Source organism: Streptomyces sp. NBC_00582 (assembly GCF_036345155.1).
Lineage (GTDB): Bacteria > Actinomycetota > Actinomycetes > Streptomycetales > Streptomycetaceae > Streptomyces.
In genome coordinates, this window is record NZ_CP107772.1 from 9735427 (window position 1) to 9752692 (window position 17266).

16 protein-coding genes and 2 pseudogenes are annotated in these 17266 nt (G+C 73.4%); 6 read left to right on the forward strand and 12 right to left on the reverse strand.

Annotated features, from left to right (window positions below; all coding sequences use genetic code 11):
* Positions 1 to 26: 26 nt before the first annotated feature.
* A complete protein-coding gene (locus OG852_RS44030; protein WP_330350808.1) occupies positions 27 to 821 on the forward strand; it encodes a thioesterase family protein in 795 nt (264 codons plus the stop codon).
* A 218-nt stretch (positions 822 to 1039) separates the two neighbouring features.
* Here the strand turns inward: OG852_RS44030 and OG852_RS44035 are convergent.
* Positions 1040 to 1162 (reverse strand): annotated as a pseudogene (locus OG852_RS44035) (LacI family DNA-binding transcriptional regulator); the annotation flags it as partial.
* Positions 1163 to 1361: 199 nt separating this feature from the next.
* Here OG852_RS44035 and OG852_RS44040 point away from each other — a divergent pair.
* Together OG852_RS44040 and OG852_RS44045 are read left to right on the forward strand one after the other, a co-directional pair.
* A pseudogene (locus OG852_RS44040) lies at positions 1362 to 1981 on the forward strand (alpha-L-rhamnosidase-related protein); the annotation flags it as partial.
* A gap of 161 nt (positions 1982 to 2142) precedes the next feature.
* Entirely contained in the window at positions 2143 to 3663 is a 1521-nt protein-coding gene (locus tag OG852_RS44045; protein ID WP_330350809.1) for a glycoside hydrolase family 43 protein, read from the forward strand.
* Here OG852_RS44045 and OG852_RS44050 read toward each other — a convergent pair.
* Entirely contained in the window at positions 3642 to 3914 is a 273-nt protein-coding gene (locus OG852_RS44050; protein ID WP_330350810.1) for a hypothetical protein, read from the reverse strand. The genes OG852_RS44045 and OG852_RS44050 overlap by 22 nt on opposite strands.
* A gap of 51 nt (positions 3915 to 3965) precedes the next feature.
* Complete coding sequence (locus OG852_RS44055; RefSeq protein ID WP_330350811.1) at positions 3966 to 4283, reverse strand: hypothetical protein; 318 nt, start codon at positions 4281 to 4283, stop codon at positions 3966 to 3968.
* Positions 4284 to 4368: 85 nt separating this feature from the next.
* On the opposite strand from OG852_RS44055, the gene OG852_RS44060 reads away from it, so the two are divergent.
* On the forward strand, positions 4369 to 5076 hold the full coding sequence (locus OG852_RS44060) for an alpha/beta hydrolase fold domain-containing protein (protein WP_330351612.1): 708 nt from the start codon (positions 4369 to 4371) through the stop codon (positions 5074 to 5076).
* A 25-nt stretch (positions 5077 to 5101) separates the two neighbouring features.
* On the opposite strand, the gene OG852_RS44065 is transcribed toward OG852_RS44060, so the two are convergent.
* From OG852_RS44065 to OG852_RS44080, 4 genes are all read right to left on the reverse strand, one after another.
* Entirely contained in the window at positions 5102 to 6661 is a 1560-nt protein-coding gene (locus tag OG852_RS44065; protein ID WP_330350812.1) for a DUF4139 domain-containing protein, read from the reverse strand.
* 8 nt (positions 6662 to 6669) lie between these two features.
* Positions 6670 to 8826, reverse strand: a complete 2157-nt coding sequence (locus OG852_RS44070; protein ID WP_330350813.1) for a DUF4139 domain-containing protein — start codon at positions 8824 to 8826, stop codon at positions 6670 to 6672.
* Positions 8827 to 8989: 163 nt separating this feature from the next.
* A complete protein-coding gene (locus OG852_RS44075; RefSeq protein ID WP_330350814.1) occupies positions 8990 to 9199 on the reverse strand; it encodes a hypothetical protein in 210 nt (69 codons plus the stop codon).
* Positions 9200 to 9261: 62 nt separating this feature from the next.
* Complete coding sequence (locus tag OG852_RS44080) at positions 9262 to 9624, reverse strand: hypothetical protein (protein WP_330350815.1); 363 nt, start codon at positions 9622 to 9624, stop codon at positions 9262 to 9264.
* 193 nt (positions 9625 to 9817) lie between these two features.
* On the opposite strand from OG852_RS44080, the gene OG852_RS44085 reads away from it, so the two are divergent.
* On the forward strand, positions 9818 to 10273 hold the full coding sequence (locus tag OG852_RS44085; RefSeq protein ID WP_133914337.1) for a hypothetical protein: 456 nt from the start codon (positions 9818 to 9820) through the stop codon (positions 10271 to 10273).
* 31 nt (positions 10274 to 10304) lie between these two features.
* A complete protein-coding gene (locus OG852_RS44090; protein ID WP_133914336.1) occupies positions 10305 to 10790 on the forward strand; it encodes an MSMEG_6728 family protein in 486 nt (161 codons plus the stop codon).
* Positions 10791 to 10827: 37 nt separating this feature from the next.
* Here the strand turns inward: OG852_RS44090 and OG852_RS44095 are convergent, their stop codons facing one another.
* Genes OG852_RS44095 through OG852_RS44115 form a run of 5 tightly spaced genes read right to left on the reverse strand, consistent with a single transcriptional unit; the run spans position 10828 to position 17126 of the window.
* Complete coding sequence (locus OG852_RS44095; protein WP_330350816.1) at positions 10828 to 11877, reverse strand: LLM class flavin-dependent oxidoreductase; 1050 nt, start codon at positions 11875 to 11877, stop codon at positions 10828 to 10830.
* 13 nt (positions 11878 to 11890) lie between these two features.
* Positions 11891 to 13567, reverse strand: coding sequence for an ABC transporter ATP-binding protein (locus tag OG852_RS44100; protein ID WP_330350817.1), 1677 nt, complete (start codon positions 13565 to 13567; stop codon positions 11891 to 11893).
* Positions 13564 to 14547 (reverse strand): ABC transporter permease, encoded by a 984-nt coding sequence (locus tag OG852_RS44105; protein ID WP_330350818.1) that lies wholly within the window; start codon positions 14545 to 14547, stop codon positions 13564 to 13566. The genes OG852_RS44100 and OG852_RS44105 overlap by 4 nt, the downstream gene beginning before the upstream one ends.
* Positions 14544 to 15503 carry an ABC transporter permease gene (locus OG852_RS44110; protein ID WP_133914332.1) on the reverse strand — a complete coding sequence of 320 codons (960 nt, stop codon included), beginning with the start codon at positions 15501 to 15503 and terminating at the stop codon, positions 14544 to 14546. The genes OG852_RS44105 and OG852_RS44110 overlap by 4 nt, the downstream gene beginning before the upstream one ends.
* A 3-nt stretch (positions 15504 to 15506) precedes the next feature.
* Positions 15507 to 17126 (reverse strand): ABC transporter substrate-binding protein, encoded by a 1620-nt coding sequence (locus OG852_RS44115; protein ID WP_330350819.1) that lies wholly within the window; start codon positions 17124 to 17126, stop codon positions 15507 to 15509.
* Between the last annotated feature and the right edge of the window lie 140 nt (positions 17127 to 17266).

A 17266-nucleotide genomic window follows, 5' to 3' on the forward strand; every position in this document is an offset into this window, starting at 1 on the left:
GGCGTCACGGAGGGAAGGCCACACCGGTGTCGGAGGCAGAAGCTTTCTACGAGCGGGAGACCGAGGACCGGTTCCTGCCCACCCCCTATTCGCGGGGGCCATGGGACGCCGGCTCGCAGCACGCGGGGCCACCGGCCGCGCTGCTCGGGCTGGCCGTCGAGCAACGGCCCGACGCCCGGCCGGATCTACGGGTCGCCCGGCTGACGTACGAGATCATGCGCCCCGTTCCGATACGGCCGCTGACCGTGTCGGTGCGCGTGCTGCGCGCCGGGCGCAGCACCGAGCTCGTCGAGGCCGCCCTGACGCCTGACGGCGGCGCGGAGGTGATGCGCGTGACCGCTCTGCTCCTGAAGACGGCGCCGCACTCGGTCCCCGAGGTGTCGCCGGGCCCGCAGGTGCCCGGCCCCACGGCCGCGTCCGAGGAGGCGTTCTTCCCCGTCCCGTGGGACCGCGGCTACCACACCGGCATGGAAGTGCGTTTCGCGGCCGGTTCCTTCCTCGAGCCCGGCCCGGCGACGGCGTGGATGCGGATGAGGGTTCCCCTGGTCGCGGGGGAGGAGATCACACCGCTCAGCAGGGTGCTGGTCGCCGCGGACTCGGGCAACGGGGTCAGCGCGGCACTGGACTTCCACCGGTACGTCTTCGTCAACGCCGATCTCAGCGTCGGGGTGCATCGCCATCCCGAGGGCGAGTGGGTCTGTCTGGACGCCCGGACGATGGTCGACGGCGCCGGCATCGGCCTCGCCGAATCCGCCCTGCACGACGAGAAGGGCCCGCTCGGCCGCAGCACCCAGAGCCTGTACGTGGCCGCACGCGACTGAGTGGATCCCCCGGGTCGGGTCCGTGAAGTCCCGCCCGCCCCGCGGCGCCCGGCACGCACTCCCGCCGCGCCGAGAGCACGCTCCGGACGCGTCCCGCCCTTCGGGCGGACGACGGGACGGTGCGGACACGACCCGGGGCACCAGCGCACAGGGCCGGCCGTGGTGCGGCGCGCCACCAGCGTGGGGGAGAGCCTGACCTGGACCGACGGCTTGGCGCGGTCCGTGATCCGCTCCAGCAGCAGACGGGTGGCGTTCCTGCCGATCTCCCGGCCCGCCTGGTCGACGCTCGTCAGGGAGATCGGCCCGAGCGCGGCGAAGGTCGTGTTGTCGTAGTCGGCCACGGAGAGGCGCCCTGCTCCTCGTCTATCCGGCCGAGACCGCCCGGTTCGTCAGCCGCTGGGATCGCCGGCCCCGGTCGATCACCGTCGCCACGGGCGTCACCGGACAGGAGGACAGCCCCCACGGCAGGGGCCGGATCGTCGTGGACCCGGAGCGGACGGTGACCGACCCACAGCGGGCCGCCTCGGCACCGGTCACCCCTGCGGGGTCGTGCTGCCCTGGACCCTGTGGCAGATGACCGGCGCCCCGGCCGTCGTCGAGGACAACTGGCCCGCGATGACCCGCTATCTCGACTGGATCCGGCGGCAGACCGGCGACACCTACGCCGGGCAGGGCTCCCTCACCGGCGACTGGCTCGCCCCGCAGAAGACCAGCGCCCGGCTCATGAGCGACGTCTACTACGGCTATGTCGCCCGGCTCATGGCCCGGATGGCCCGGGCCCTCGACCGCCCGGACGAGGCCGCGGCGTACGAGCGACTCTTCGCCGACATCAAGAAGGCGTTCCTCGCCGAGTACCTGAGCACCGAGGGCGGGACGGTCACGGTCAGGTCCAGCCTCGGCGACGCCTCCCCGATCGAACCCGGAACCGACCCCGACCAGAAGACCGAGGACAACGCCGCTCCATAATCGGCCACTTGGCCGACAACATCGGCAACGACGCGGCCTACAAGGGGGCCCACCCGCACAGCAGCCGCGTCCGGTACGCCGAGAACACCCTGTCCGTGGGCTTCCTCGGCGTCAACGTCCTCGCCCCCGACCTCACCGACGAGGGCCGCGCCGACCTGGCGTACAGGCTCCTGCACCAGGACGCGCTGCCGTCGGGCTCGTACCGCCTGACGAGCACCCCGAGCTGACCCCGGAACGAGGCTGGAGATCGTCGCCACCCTGACGGGCGCGCCGTTGACCTCCGATGGCGCGCTCGCTAGCCTCGTCCAGAAATTGATCATGCCCGGATGCGAACGTTTCTCTCTTCGGAGGGTTCATGCGAAGGCTGTCGAGCGCGCCCAAGGGGGACACCGTCCTCAGCAACCCCGTGATCCCGGGATTCCACCCCGATCCGAGCGTCTGCCGGGTGGGAGAGGACTTCTACCTCGTCTGCTCGAGCTTCGAGTACTACCCGGGCGTGCCGGTCTTCCACAGCCGCGACCTGGTCCACTGGACCCAGATCGGCAACGCCCTGGACCGGCCGAGCCAACTGCGTCTGCCGCCCGACTCCGCCTCGTCCGGCGGACTCTACGCACCCACACTGCGCCACCACGACGGCCGCTTCTGGCTGATCGTCACGAACGTGAGCGGTGACGGCAACCTCCTCTTCACCGCCACCGACCCGGCCGGCCCCTGGTCGGACCCGATCCCGCTGCCCGGTGTGCGGGGCATCGACCCGGACCTCGCCTGGGACGACGACGGCACCTGCTGGTGCACCGTCGCGGGCGTCAGCCAGGTCCGTATCGATCCGCACACCGGGGAGACCTTGGGCGAGCCGCAGCCTCTGTGGTCCGGCACGCCCGGCGCCAAGGCCCCGGAGGCGCCGCACCTCCATCACATCGGTGACTACTGGTACCTGCTCATCGCCGAGGGGGGCACCGAGCGCTGTCACGGTGTCTCGATCGCCCGGGGCCGCACCCCGCAGGGCCCGTTCGAGCCCTGCCCGGCCAACCCGATCCTCACCCACCGGGGCACCGACCACCCCATCCAGAACACGGGCCACGGGGACCTGGTCCAAGGGCCGGACGGTTCCTGGTGGATGGTGTTCCTCGGCGTGCGGCCGCACGGTGGGTCGCCCGGCTGGCACGTCCTCGGCCGGGAGACCTTCCTCGCCCCGGTCACCTGGGTCGACGGCTGGCCGGTGGTGGGCGAGGTGTCACCGGTCCTGTCCCCACCGCCCTGGCCGCTCCAGGAGCCCGTGCCGACGCCCGTCCGGGACGACTTCGAGCACGGCGAGCTCGCTCCCCGCTGGATCTCCCCGCGTTCCCGGCCCGTGGAGCACTGCACCACGGAGGAACGGCCCGGATGGCTGAGCCTGCGCGCCCGCGGGGACTCCCTCGACGACCCCGAGGCCGTCTTCGTCGGCCGCCGCCAGCAGGACCCCACCTGCCGCGTGCGCACCCTGGTCGACCCGGCCGCGGGACGCGGCGGTCTCGCCGTCCGGCTCGACGAACGGCACCACTACGAGATCGAGGCGACCCGGGAAGAGGTCCTGGTGATCGCCCGTGTCGGACCGCTGCGATCCGTGCTGGCGTCCCACCCGGCGCCCGGGGGGCCGGTGGTGCTCAGGGTCGAGGTGGCCGCCACCCGGGAGGTCCGCGACCCACGCCAGGGACCCGACACCGTCTCCCTCGGTCTGGAGGACGCGGAGGGCCGGTACGTCGACTTGGCCCGGCTGGACGGCCGGTATCTGTCCACCGAGGTCGCCGGCGGCTTCACCGGCCGCGTCATCGGCATGTACGCCGCGGCCGGCACCGTCCACTTCGACTGGTTCGACTACTCAGGGGGAGAGGGCTGAGCGGCCCGCCGTGGTGTCAGGGCACGACGGGCCGCGCTCAAGGGCCGGCGGGGCGGACCGGCGTCGGCTGTCACGGCAGGGGCATCGCCCATCCCCATCAGCTTCTCCAGCAGCTCGCGCGGCAGGTGCCGGGGAAGGAACCCGAGGAACCGACGCAGCGCCGGCGAGGACACCGGACGCAGGGCGTCGACGGCGCCCTCGGCGGGGGCGGCCGCCCGCTCGGTGCGTCCGCCCGTCAGCGCCGCGATCAACGCGGGGCCGACGACCGGATGTCGGAGCCAGTCACCGATGGGGGAGTCCGTCTACAAGGTCTGGACCCAGGAACTCTTCCCCACCCTGCTGCGCTCCACCGCCACCGGCCTGACCATGGCCTTCACCCGGCCGTCGCCGCACTGGCCGCCCTGGGCACGCCCGCCCTCGCCCTCGGCCACACCCGGCTGTTCTTCGGCGCGCTGTTCGGCTGCGTCCTGCCGGCGGCGGTCATCGGCCTGGCCTGGGTGCCCCGGCTGACCCCCGCCGACCGGCCGGAGCGGGACGCCGTACCGGAGGACCGCCGGCGACCCGTGCGGCCGCCCGCTGACCACCGGCCCGCTCGCCGCGACCGCGACGGCGGAGCCCACGACCCCCCGCACACCTCACCACAGGAGGCCCCGATGGACCTGCCCCCCGCCCTTCGATCCGGAACTCGCCGCCGAGCTCGAGGCGATCGGCGCCTTTCTGCCGCCCACGATCACCCCGGACGTGATCCCCGCCGGACGACAGACCGACGGCGGTCCGTTCGCGCCTCCCACGAACGAGGAACTGGCCGGCGGCGGCCTCTTCGAGATCGAGGAGCGGACGGCCCCGGGTCCTCCGGGCGCGCCCGAGGTGCCGCTGCTTTTCTGCCGGCCCACCGCCGCGACCGCACCGCGCCCGATCGTCTGCGCCATCCACGGCGGCGGCATGGTGACGGGCAGCCACCGGCTGGGACTGCCCCGCGCCCGTGACCGCGCCGGACCGCGGGCGATCGGACAGGTGCTGATGTGCCCGATGCTCGACGACCGCAACGACACCCCGTCCGCCCACCAGATGGCCGGCCTGGGCGTATGGGACCGCACCTCCAACGACACCGGGTGGAGCGCCCTGCTGGGTGCGGCACGCGGCACGGCCGACGTCTCCCCGTACGCCGCGCCCGCCCGCGCCGACGACCTGTCGGGGCTTCCTCCCGCCTTCATCGACGTCGGCTCGGCCGAGACCTTCCGCGACGAGGACGTCGCCCACGCGAGCCGTATCCGGCAGGCGGGCGGCAGCGCCGAACTGCATGTCTGGCCGGGCGGTTTCCACGGTTTCGACGGGCTGGTGCCGCAGGCCGCGCTCTCCCGGGACGCCCGCGCGGCCCGCCTGCGGTGGCTGCGCCGACTGCTGGGCGAGTGACCCGGGGCCCCGGCCCGGCACGGACTCAGAGCCCGGCGACCTTGGCGCTCGCCGACAGTTCGTAGACCAGGGTGACCGTGCGCCGGCCGCCGGGTGCGAGGGCGAGCCGCCACTGCGCGACACCGTCGGCGTCGACCGCGTCCGGCGCGGGGGAGCAGCCCTCCTCCCGCAGGCGTACCTGGACCGCCGACACCTCGGAGACCGGGATCCGCTCACGCAGGACGACCACCCGCTCGTCCCGTTCGTCCGGGGCGGAGAACCGGGACACATGGAGCCGGACGGTGTGCGTCACCACGGTCCGCTGGGTGAGCGCCGCCGTGTCACGGCTCTCCTCGGTGTGCCGTACGACCCGCAGGTCGTCATGGCTGCCGTAGGCGAGTTCCACGGCGGCACCGGGAGCCGTGAAGTCCAGCATCCCGCGCCCGCTGAAACCGCCCGCCCGCAGCAGGTCCACGGGGCCCGCGAGCAGGGCGTGGCCGGACCGGTTGTCGCCCCGCACGACCTGGGTGACCAGCGGGGACAGCTCGGGTGCGCAGACGTACTCGCTGCGCGCGGTCGTGGTGAACACGGACAGCGGCACCCGGTGGGCGCGACCGTCCGCGGGCACCGAGACCGGCGCCGGGGAGCGCAGCACCCTGACCTCGCCGCCGTCGTCCACGCCCGGCAGACCGAGCACCGCGGCCGGACCGATATCCGCGATCTCCTCCTCGCGCAGCTCGACGTCGATGGTGCGGCGCTCCGCGGCCGTGCGGTCCTGGAGCGTCAGCCGGTCCTCGCCGAGCCGGGGCGGTTCCGCGGACAGCGCCGAGCGCGCCGTCGACAGCGTCAGCCGTACGTCGGACCAGTCCTCGCCGGTGCGCTGCCACACCGTCGCCTCGGTCTCGAGCGTGAGGGCGTCCCCGTCGAGCACGGCCCGGTAGGCGGGCCTCCACAGCGCGCAGGGGGTGAGATGGGTCAGGCGCAGTCCGGCCGGTCCGGCGGCCGAGGCCTCGACGGTCAGTTCGATGTGGCCGGTCAGCTCGGCCGGTTCCTCCTCCGCGAGGTCAAGGGCCCGCAGGGCGGTGCCGAGCTCCTCGGCGAGGGCGGCCAGTCGGGCCTCCGCGGCGCGCAGCCGCTCGGCGCAGGAGTCGCGTTCGTCGTCCACCCGGTCCAGTTCGAGGGTCCAGCGGGGCCCTTCGTCCTCTCCGCCGCCGGCGCCTTCGCCGATCTCCCGCAGCAGGTCGGCGGCGAGTCGGCCGAGCGCGTCGAGGCGGGCCCGCAGCCGGTCGCGCCGCTGCTCCACGGCGAGCCGCTCGTCCTCCAGCCGGGCCACGTGGTGGCGCAGGGCCGAGTCGTCGTCGGTGGGGCGCGGCCCGCGCGGCGTCCAGGCACGGACGATCCGCACGTCGAGCACGGTCGCCGGGTGCGCGGCGGTCAGCGCGGCCTGCAGGGTACGGTCGACGGCCAGCGCGCTGACCGGCCCGAGACGCAGCCGCTGGACACCGGCCCGGAGGTCGACCGTGGTCGTGCGCTCGATGTGCGCGCGGTCCTCCAGACAGGTGACGGCGGTGACGGGGAGGGGGATCGGCTCCGGTGCCGTGGACATGGGGTGGGTCAGCTCCTGCGGTTGCCGCCGGCGAGGGTCTTGCCGGACGGGATGCGGATCTCGTAGCCGCCTTCGAGGACGGTGGTGCCGCCGGCGGGCAGTTCCACCCGCCACAGGCGGGTGCCCGGCGTGTGGAGGTCGGGCCCCGTGACGTCCCGGGGAGCGGTCCAGTCGGCGCGCTCCTCGATGCGGACGTCGGTGTCGGAGGTCACCGGGACCCGCTCACGGACCTCGACGGTGACCGGCCCGGCGAGCCGGTTGGCCAGTTCGACGTGGACGCGGTGGTCGAGCACGGTGGTCTGGCCGCGGATGCCCGCGGTCGACTCGTGCAGGTGCGTCCGGCGGCTGACCCGGACGCCCTCGGCCGGCCCGAGCCCCACCCGGCGTTCACCGCCCGGGGGGAGCGTCGGCAGCGCGGCGGTCACCAGGAAGTCGTCCCCGGAGGCGACCTCCACCGGGCCGGCCAGCAGGGCCTGGTCCGTCGCGTTCGACAGCACGAGGGTGGCGTACACGGTCTGTTCCACGGACGGCACGCAGAGGTACTCGGTGCGCAGACCGACCGGAATCCCACCGACGGTGACCGTGTGCCAGGAGCCGTCCGAGGGGATGTCGGCGCGGGCCACCGCGTCGAAGCGGTGATCGAAGGAACCGGCCGACTCACGGGGCCGCACGGCGTGACCCGGCAGGGGCAGCGCGGCCACCGCGTCGGCGCGGCGCCGGTACTCGGCCGCCACCGGGTCGAAGGGGGCGTCGGGAAACAGCAGGCCCCGGCGAGCGCCCTGCTCGTCCGGACCGCACAGGGTGAGGGCGGAGTAGTCGAGTTCGGCGCTGCTCGGCCGCGGCGGACCGGCCACGGGGGGCGGTGCGGGTGCGGCCGCCTTGCCCAGGGGCGCGGGCGCCGGCGCGCTGCCGGGGGCCGAGGGCACCATGGCGCGGGCAGCGGGGGCCGCGGCCGACCTGCCGCCAACCCGCGGTCGGCCGGCCGAGGGCGGCGGGGCCGACCGCGCGAGATCGTCCATCCGGCCGTCCATCCCGCCACCGAAGCCCTCCGGGACCGGGCCGCCGACCTGGGGAGCGGGGGCCGCCGCGCCGTAAACCGGCGGCGCGGTGGGCAGGGACACGCCGTAGCCCGGCGGCGCCGCGAGGTCGGGCGCGCCGTAGCTCTGCAGTGGTAGAGGTGGTGGCGGGGGCGGGACGAGCCCGGCCCCGACGCTCACGGGCACGGCGACCGGAGCGGGCCGGGGGCCCACCGCGTCGTATCCGGCGAACAGGTCGGCCAGCCCCGCCGGAGGCTCGCGCCAGCCGGAGGGCTCGGGCTCGGGTTGCCTGCGCCCGATCCGCAGCGAGCGCAGCCTCGGCAGATCGGTGCGGCGTCGCAGGTCGGCGGTGGCCAGCGCGATCCGCACCCCGGTCCAGTCCTCACCGGTGCGCTGGGCGACCGAGGCGCGCAGCACCAGACGGGCGGTGCCCTCGTCCTGACGGTGGGTGAGACGGTACGCAGGCACCCATACGGCGCCCTGCACGCCGTACTCCACCTCGACCTCCACCTCCGTGTCCCCGGCCCCGTCGAGGGTCAGGACGGCCGAGACCGTGGTCTCGACGTGCGCCGACGGCGCGTCGGTGGAGGCGCGGGCGAGTCTGTCCTCGGCGACGGAGAGCTCGTGCTCGACGCGGCGCAGCACCTCCTCCTGTTCGACGAGGCGGCTGTGCAGCCGGGTCAGCCGTTCGTCGACGAAGTCGGCCAGCCGAAGCCAAGCGTCGACCGGGGTACGACGGTGCGGATCGTCCCGTCTACGGGGCGGCGGGACCGGGCGCAGCGCCCCGATCTCCTCGATCAGGCCCCTTTGGCGGTCCCGGCGACCCCGCGCCGCCGCACACTCGTCGCGCAGCCGCTCCACCTCACCGCGCAGGTCGTCGTCGACGGCGCTGCCGCGCGGTGCGGCCTCGACCTCCACGCGTGCCGCACCGACCCGCGCTCCGGGAGCGCCACCCGTGACCCGGGCCCGGAGCGATCCCGCGTCCAGTGAGCGCGGCAGTCCCGTCACCCGCACCCGGCCGTCCGGCGGCACACTGCCCCGGGCCAGCCGGCGGCACACCGCTCCCTGCGCGTACACCACGACCGAGTCGAGGCTCGATTCCCACCGCTGTGTCGTCTCCGACGTCATCCGCTCCCCCGGGCCGTGACCGTGCTGTGCGCAGCCTACGCCCGGACCGATCGCCCACCTCCGCCGAGCCCCGGTTCCGACGTCCGCCGACGACGATGTCGCGTACGGCTGGACGGGCGGGCGTGGCGGCGTCGACGAGGTCGAGGAAGTCGCTGCGCGGGGCCTACAGGTCGTCGGGGTCGGCCGCGCGGTGCCGGTAGGCGTCGGTGAGGCCGCCCGGGTCCGTGACGGCGGCCCGCCGCATCTCGGTGACGAGGGCCGTTTCGTCGGCGGGCGGAAGGAGGCGCCGCCGTTCGTCGAGCGGCACGTGCCGCCAGACGCGGTGCTGGTCGAGGGCGGCGCGGACCGCCCGGTGCATCTGGAAGACGCGCATGTCGTCGCGGGTGGCGCCCAACCTCCCGCAGGTCGGGGACGGACACGACCGCCCCGGGCGGGTCATGCGGCCACCGCGAGCGCGGTCGCGCCGGCGATCGCCGTGTCGATGCGGGCGTGGACGACGAGCCGCGTGCCGTCGAGACCGTCCGCCCAGGTCTCGAGCAGATGCCGCGCGGGGGCGCTGTGCGTGGCCACGGACATCAGAATGCCGAGCCGAGCGCACAGACGGTGGACCCGCAGGACGACGCCGATCACCGGGCGGGCCGCGGCCGGCTCGTCGAGGATCATGACGAGGGTGGACGGCCGGTGCGCCTGGACCAGATCGCCGATCCTCGCCTGCAGCGCGGCGCGAGCGTCGGCGCCCGGGTCCTCGTACACCGTGATGACGAGCACTCCGCCCTGGACTGAATGGGAGAGCAACACGGCCCCACGTCCCTTCTGATGGCGGATCGGTCGGCGCTCCGAGTACCCCGCCGCCGAACGCGCCAAGCGTTGAACGTAGAACGACCCCGGTACGGCGGACGCGGCCGCAATGCGCCGGGCCCGCATCCGAACGCGCCGCGCGGCCGGAAGAGAAGGTGACGCACGATCCCGGCCACGTCATCGAGGAAGCCCCATGAGCGAGTACCAGGACGGCCCCGACCAGCGGCACCGGCGCCCCGAGGGCGTCGACGACAAGACCGTGGAGGCCCTCGGCTCCCTGTCGAAGGCCCTGGAGACCACCGAGCGGGCCCGCGGGCACCTCTACGGCTTCCACCAGCTCACCGGCGGGGCCGACCTGGAACTGGACCGCGCCGTACGACTCCTCCACGAAGCGGGACATCACGCGTGGGCCGACAAGGTCCGCACGGAGATCCTCGGCCGCAACGTCATCCCCGGCCACTGGACCTTCCAGGTCGTCGAGGCCTACGACGACACCTACTACCGGCCGTTCCAGGAGCTGGAGCGCTCCGTGGTGAGCGACCTGGCACAGGGCCGCGACCACCTCTACGAGGCGGAGATGAAGGAGGACCGCCGCACCGCCCGACATCCCGACCACACGGCCCGCCCCCCGGCACGAGAAGCGAGTTGACCCCGCCGCACCCCACGACAGGAGGGCGCCCATGCAGACGTTCCTGCCCGATGCCGACTTCCGGCGCTCCGCCCAGCTCCTGGACCGCCGCCGGCTGGGCAAACAGCGGGTCGAGGCACTCCAGGTCCTGCGCGGTCTGACCCTGCCCGGGTACGGCTGGCACAGACACCCGGCGGTGCGCATGTGGTGCGGATACGAGGAAGCACTGGTCCGCTACGGCCTGGAGGTCTGCCAGGTGTGGCGGGACCAGGGGCATCCGGACAGCTGCGCCGCCTCACTGATCACCGGATACGAGGCCTGGTGCCCGGGCGCTCCGGTGCGCGATCAGCCCGCTCTCGCCCGTGCGGGAGCGCTGCCGCCGTGGCTCGGCGACGAGGCCTTCCACCGCAGCCACCAGTCCGCGCTGGTCCGCAAGGATCCGCTGACGTACGCGCCCGAGTTCCCCGGCGTCCCCGACGATCTCCCCTACGTGTGGCCGTCGTCCGACCGGGAAGACCTCATCCCTCGGGGAAGGTGAAGGCGCTGAACCAGTGCCGGGGCACCAGCTCGGGAGCTCACCGGAGCGCCTCCCGTGCCGTCGTGAGGGCGGGGCGCCAGCCCAACTCGGGCGCGATCAGGTGGCGCACGTCGTGCAGGATCTGTTCGTACTCCTCCCGGTGGAACTCGTACGGCAGTTCCAGGCGCAGCTCCGACACCTCCGCGAGGACGGGGTCGGCGGCGAGTCGCTCGAGGATCTGCTCGGCGGTGCCCACCACGTCGGGGGCGAACAGGGTCCGTCGTGGGCCCTGGGGCGCCAGGGTCCGTGCGTGGCGGCTCGCGGCGTAGGCGCGGTAGCGGGCCCGGCCGGCCGCGTCGGCGCCGTCGAAGGGCACGATCACCCGGCCCAGCGCCACCCGCGCCGGACGGTCCGTGTCCCGCGCGCTCCGTGCGCTGCGGTACGCGGCCAGCAGGTTCCGCTGGGCCGTGGTGAAGTCGTCGGTGGCCTCGCCGGTGACGATGTTGCCCGTCAGCAGACCGAGGCCGTTCTCGCCGGCCCAGCGCACCGAGCGCAGGCTGCCGCCGCCGTACCAGATGCGCCGCGCCAGGGCCGGATTGTGCGGTTGCAGCCGGGGACGCTGGACGTTGCCGGGCGAGTGGATGACGGTGTCCGGGCCGCCGAGGTAGTCGCCGCGCAGGTGTTCGAGGACGCGGGCGATCCTGCCGTACGACAGGTCGAAGCCGCGCCAGTCCCCGTCGTGCACGAGGTCGCCGAGCAGGTCGGCGTGCGGCATCCCGGTGCTGAAGCCGATCTGGAGCCGCCCCCGCGACAGCACGTCGGCCAGCGCCAGGTCCTCGGCGAGGCGGAAGGGGTTCTCGTAGCCGATCGGGATGACCGCGCTGCCCAGCTCGATCCGTTCGGTGCGCTGGCCCGCCGCGGCGAGGAACACGGCGGCCGAGCCGACACCGTGTTCGAGGTGGCGCTGTCTGATCCAGGCGCCGTCGAAACCGAGCCGCTCGCCGTACTCGAACAGCCGGAGCGTCTCCTCCAGGCCGGTGTACGGGTCGTCGTCGGCGAAGTTGCCCGGGGTGAGCAGGGCCAGGGAGGTGATGGTGGGTGTGCTCATGGGACGCCGGTCCTCAGCTCGTGGTGGTCTCGGCGGCGGAGGGGACGCGACGACCGCCGGGGATCGCCGCGAGCAGCTCACGGGTGTACTCGTGCCGGGGACGGGTGAAGAGTTCCTCGGGCGGGCCCGTCTCGACGATCCGGCCGGCCCGCAGGACGGCTACCTCGTGCGCGATCTGGCGTACGACGGCCAGGTCGTGGGAGATGAAGAGGTACGCGACGCCGGTGTCGGCCTGCAACTCGGCCAGCAGTTCCAGGACTTGGGCCTGAACGGACACGTCGAGCGCGGAGACGGGCTCGTCGCACACCACGAGGTCGGGGGAGAGGGCGAGCGCACGGGCGATCGCCACGCGCTGACGCTGTCCGCCGGACAGCTCCGCCGGGCGGCGTTCCAGCGTGGCGGCGGGAAGCGCCACCCGGTCGAGCAGCTCGCGGGCCCGGGCGAGCCGGGCGGCGCGGTCACCCACCTTGAAGGCGCGCAGCGGCTCGGTGATCACCTCGCCGATGGAGAACCGCGGGTCGAGCGAGGCGTAGGGGTTCTGGTAGACGAGCTGGGCGCGGCGGCGCAGCTCCCTGGCGCGGGCGCCCTTGGCGGTCGTCACGTCGGTGCCGTCGAACAGGATCTGTCCGGCGGTCGCTTCGGCGAGACGCAGGACCAGGCGGGCCGTGGTCGACTTGCCCGAACCCGACTCGCCGACCAGGGCGAGGGTGCGACCGCGGTGGAGGGTGAAGCCGACGTCGTCGACCGCGCGCAGGGTACGAGGCCCGTCCGACGTGCGGGGCAGCCTGAACTCCTTGACCAGATGGCGTACTTCGACGAGAGGCGCCGTATCGGCCGTCGGCGCGGGAACCGGTGGGCGGGCCCGTGCGGTGGTCAGACTCGGGGCGCTGGCCAACAACTGCCGGGTGTACGCGTGCTGGGGATCGGAGAGGACGTCACGGGTGGGGCCCGTCTCGACCACCCTGCCCTGCGACATGACCACCAGGTGCTGGGCGCGGTCGGCGGCGACCCCGAGGTCATGGGTCACGAGCAGGATCGCGGTGCCCGACTCCTCGGTGAGACGCTGGAGATGGTCGAGGATCACCCGTTGCACCGTGACGTCGAGCGCGCTGGTCGGCTCGTCGGCGATGATCAGTTCGGGTCGCGCGGCGACGGCGATCGCGATCAGGGCGCGTTGCCGCATCCCACCGGACAGTTCGTGCGGGTACTGCCGGGCCCGCACGGCCGCGTCGGGCAGCCCGGCCCGGTCCAGGACGGCGATCGCCTCGGCCGCCGCCGAGCGGCGGGTCGCCAGACCGTGGATGCGCAGGACCTCGGCGACCTGGTCGCCGATCCGCTTGACCGGGTTGAGCGACACCGTCGGGTCCTGCGGGACCAGCCCGATCCGCGCTCCGCGCACGGTCCGCAGCTCCGCCTCCGACAGCGTGGCCAGGTCGTGCCGGCCGAAGCGGACCGTACCCGCGTCGATACCGCCGTTGGCCGGCAGGAGCCGGGTGATCGCGTGCGCGGTGGTGCTCTTGCCGGAGCCGGACTCGCCGACCACCGCGGTCACCTGACCCGGCCGGACGTCGAGGTCCACGCCCCGCACGGCCGGGACCATCCCGCCGCGGGTGCGGTACGACACCGACAGGCCGCGGATCTCCAGCAGGGGTGGGGTCACGTCGTCACCGTTCTCACGTTCGTCGGTCATCGCTGCCGGGACCATTCGCCGTCCAGCGCCCGGGCGATGCGGTTGGTGGCCAGCACGGTCGCGGCGATCGCCAGCCCGGGCAGCGCGGTCAGCCACCAGGCGTTGGCGAGGTAGTTACGGCCGTCGGAGATCAACGTGCCCCACTCCGGGGCCGGCGGGGGCGCCCCGTAGCCGAGGAAGCTCAGCGCCGACACCGCCAGGATGGAGGCGCCGAAGTCGAGGGTGGCCAGAACGACCACCGGGCCCGCGGCATTGGGCAGCACATGCCGGCCCAGCACCGAGTACCAGCGGGCCCCGCACGAGCGCGACGCCTCGACGAACACCGCCTGCCGCACCCGGAGCACCTCCGAGCGCGCCACCCGGGCGAACGAGGCGACACTGGCGAGGCCGACCGCGATCGCCACCTTCACCGTGCCGTAGCCGAGCGCGGTGACGAGGGCGAGGGACAGGAACAGCGCGGGGATGGACAGCAGCACGTCGACGCAGCGCATCAGTACGTCGTCCACCCAGCGGCCCACGAACCCGGCGACCACACCCAGCAGTCCGCCGACCACGAACGCCACCAGCACCGCGATCAGCGTGGCCTTCAAGGACAGTTGGGCGCCGTGCACCACGCGGGAGAACACATCGCGCCCCAGTTCGTCCGTGCCGAACCAGTGGGTGGCGCTCGGCCCGCGGAAGTTCCGCGTCGGCTCCCCCTTCAGCGGATCGCGCGAGGTGAACGACTCCGGCCGGAACGAGGCCAGCACCACCAGCACGAGCACGGCCAGCGACAGCAGCAGACCCGGGCGGCGCAGCAGGAACCGCAGCACCCGCCGTACGTCGACGCCGCGCCCCGCTGCGCGGTCGGTCCCCGCGGCGTCCTTCGGCCGGGTGCGGTCGGGGCGGCCGCCGGCCGGTTCGTCGACGTGTGCGTCGGCACCGGCAGCGGCGTTGTCGGGGTTGGCGTCGGCGTCGGCGTCGACAAGGTTGTGGCTCATGCGAGGCTCGCCCTTCTGTCCGAGGCCACCACGATCCGCGGGTCGAGCAGCGGATAGACCAGGTCGATGACGAGGTTCGTGGTCACGAAGATCAGCGCCCCGAAGACCACCACCCCCTGGACGAGCGGGATGTCCTGGGCCGTGACCGCCGCGGCGGTCACCCGGCCGAGGCCGTCGCGGGAGAACACCGTCTCGACGACCACCGAACCGGCGATGAGCTGCCCCACCAGCAGGCCGACGACCGTCAGCGCGGGCAGCGACGCGTTGCGCAGCGCGTGCCGCAGATGGACCCGCCAGCGGCCGGCGCCCTTGGCCCGCGCGGTCTCCACATACGCCTGGTCCAGCGCCGTGAGCAGACTCTTGGCGAGCACCTGGGCGATCTGCGCGCCGGTCGGGACCGCCAGCGTCAGAGCCGGCAGCACCAGTCCCCGGAGCCCGTCGTTGCCGAACGCGGGGAACCAGTGCAGCCGGAACGAGAACGCCTCGACGAGCAGCAGGCCGACCCAGAACGTGGGGACGGACACCCCCAGCGGAGGCAGCGACAGCAGAAGCTGCCGCAGCCAACGCCGGGAGGTGTAGGTCGCCACCACCGCCAGACCGCCGCCGAGGAGCACCGCGAGCAGCAGCGCCGCGCCGGTGAGCTGGAGGGTCTGCGGGAGCGCGTCGGCCAGCGTCGCGGTGACCGGCCGGCCGGTGGCGACCGAGTCGCCGAAGTCCCCGCGCACCGCCCGGCCGAGGTAGTCGGCGTACTGCGCCAACACCGGCTTGTCGAAGCCGTACTCGTGCCGCAGGGCGGCCAGTTGCTTCGGATCGACCTGCCCCGAGTCCATGCCGGCCCCGGCCATCGCGGTGACCGGGTCACCCGGCAGATAGTCCAGCACCAGGAACGAGACGGTGTAGGCCGCCCACAGCACGCCCACCGCCTGGGCGAGACGTTTGATCACATAGCCGCGCACGGGCTAGCCGATCCAGGTGTCGTGGAGCTGGAGCCGGCTGGAGGCGTCGAAGTCCAGATCGTGCACCTTCTTCGCGACGCCCAACTGGGTCTGGAGTTCGACCACCGGCACGTAGTAGGCGTTCCGCACGATCAACTGCTGGGCCTCGCCCACCAGTTGCTTGCGCTTGGCCGCGTCCGTGGTGGCCGCCTGCGCGGTCAGCGCCGTGTCCAGGCTCCCCTTCGGCAGGCGGTAGAAGTTGGCGAGTTCGGTGGAGAAGTTGCTGCGCAGGATGTCCGGGTCGGCGCGGGTGATGTTCCCCCAGGAGGCGTCGTAGTCACCCGACTGGAGCGTCGGCGCGAGTTGGGTGATCTGGAGCTGCTTGAGCTTCACCTGAATTCCGACCGCCTTGAGTTGCTGCTGGATCAACTCCAACGCGGGCTGGTTGGTGGCGGCGTTGGGGATCCAGGTGATCGTCAGGCTGAGCTTCTTGCCGTCCTTGGTGCGGACACCGTCGCTGCCCTCCTTCCAACCGGCCGCGTCCAGCAGGGACTTCGCCTTGCCCGCGTCCAGGGACAGGTCCCCGGCGAGGCTGGTGTAGTCGGGCGTGGTGTGGGCGAGGACGCTGGTCGCCGCCTGGGTTCCGGTGGGGAACACGGTGTCGGCGATCTGCTTGCGGTCGATGGCGAACAGGATCGCCTGGCGCACCCGCGCGTCCTTCAGCGCCGGCCGTGCGTTGTTGAGCCCGAGACCGAACACGACGCCGGGGTTGGCCCGCCGCTGGAGCGTGACCTGACCTCCCCCGAGCGCCGCCTCGTTGGCCTTGCCGACGCTGCCGATGGCGTCCACCTGACCGGACTGCAGGCTGCCGGCCCGCACGCCCGCCTCCGGTACGACCTTGAACACCAGCTTGTCCAGATACGCCTCGCCCTTCTTGCTCCACCGCGAGGAACCCCAGGCGTATCCGGTGCGCTTGGCCAGGGTGATCGACTGGTTCTGCACATACTGCTTCAGCACGAAGGGCCCGGATCCGACGACCCCGTCACTGCACTTCTGCTGCGGGGTCCGCTTCACGCTGGCCGACGACTCGATCCCCAGCGAGTGGGTCGAGGTGGCCTGCAGGAACTGGGCGTTGGGCTGTGCGAAGGTCACCCTGACGGTGAGCGGGTCGACCACCGCGGTGCTCTTCACACCGCTCAGGTAGCCCTGGGCCAGGGTCCCCAGGGCGCCGAGCCTCGGCACGGCGTCGAAATTGTCCTTGACCACCTGCGCGGTCAGCTTCGACCCGTCGCTGAAGGTGACCCCCGACCTCAGGTGGAAGGTGAACGTGGTCGTGTCGGAGCTGATGTCCCAGCTCTCGGCCAGCCACGGCACGATCTTGCCGGTCGTGGGGTCCTGGTCCGTCAGGGAGTCCACGATCTGCCGCACCGAGTAGATGGTGTCGTTGCTGCCGACCTGCTGGGGATCCACGCAGCCGGCGTCCGAACCGACCGCGAAGGTCAGGGTTCCGCCGGCCTTCGCCGTGCCGCCGCCGGAGCCGGAGTCGTCGGTGCTCGACCCGCAGGCGGTCAGCAGCACACTGGTGGTCACCAGGGCGGTCACGGCCGCCCACCGGGAGGATCTGAAGACGGGAAGTGCTGTCACGGAGGGTGCTCCTACTCGTGTCACCAGGCACGGGGTGCCGTGGGCGCGGCCGTGCACGGGCGTGCGACCCCCGGCCGACGCGACACCGGCGGCGGCGGGGGGAGCGCTGGACAGACAGGGATCAGGAAGAACGGGGGAAA

Coding starts and splice junctions, on each gene's coding strand:
- OG852_RS44045 (WP_330350809.1), top strand. CDS start 2,143: ATGCGAAGGCTGTCGAGCGCGCCCAAGGGGGACACCGTCCTCAGCAAC.
- OG852_RS44065 (WP_330350812.1), bottom strand. CDS start 6,661: ATGTCCACGGCACCGGAGCCGATCCCCCTCCCCGTCACCGCCGTCACC.
- OG852_RS44070 (WP_330350813.1), bottom strand. CDS start 8,826: ATGACGTCGGAGACGACACAGCGGTGGGAATCGAGCCTCGACTCGGTC.
- OG852_RS44075 (WP_330350814.1), bottom strand. CDS start 9,199: ATGCGCGTCTTCCAGATGCACCGGGCGGTCCGCGCCGCCCTCGACCAG.
- OG852_RS44085 (WP_133914337.1), top strand. CDS start 9,818: ATGAGCGAGTACCAGGACGGCCCCGACCAGCGGCACCGGCGCCCCGAG.
- OG852_RS44090 (WP_133914336.1), top strand. CDS start 10,305: ATGCAGACGTTCCTGCCCGATGCCGACTTCCGGCGCTCCGCCCAGCTC.
- OG852_RS44095 (WP_330350816.1), bottom strand. CDS start 11,877: ATGAGCACACCCACCATCACCTCCCTGGCCCTGCTCACCCCGGGCAAC.
- OG852_RS44100 (WP_330350817.1), bottom strand. CDS start 13,567: ATGACCGACGAACGTGAGAACGGTGACGACGTGACCCCACCCCTGCTG.
- OG852_RS44105 (WP_330350818.1), bottom strand. CDS start 14,547: ATGAGCCACAACCTTGTCGACGCCGACGCCGACGCCAACCCCGACAAC.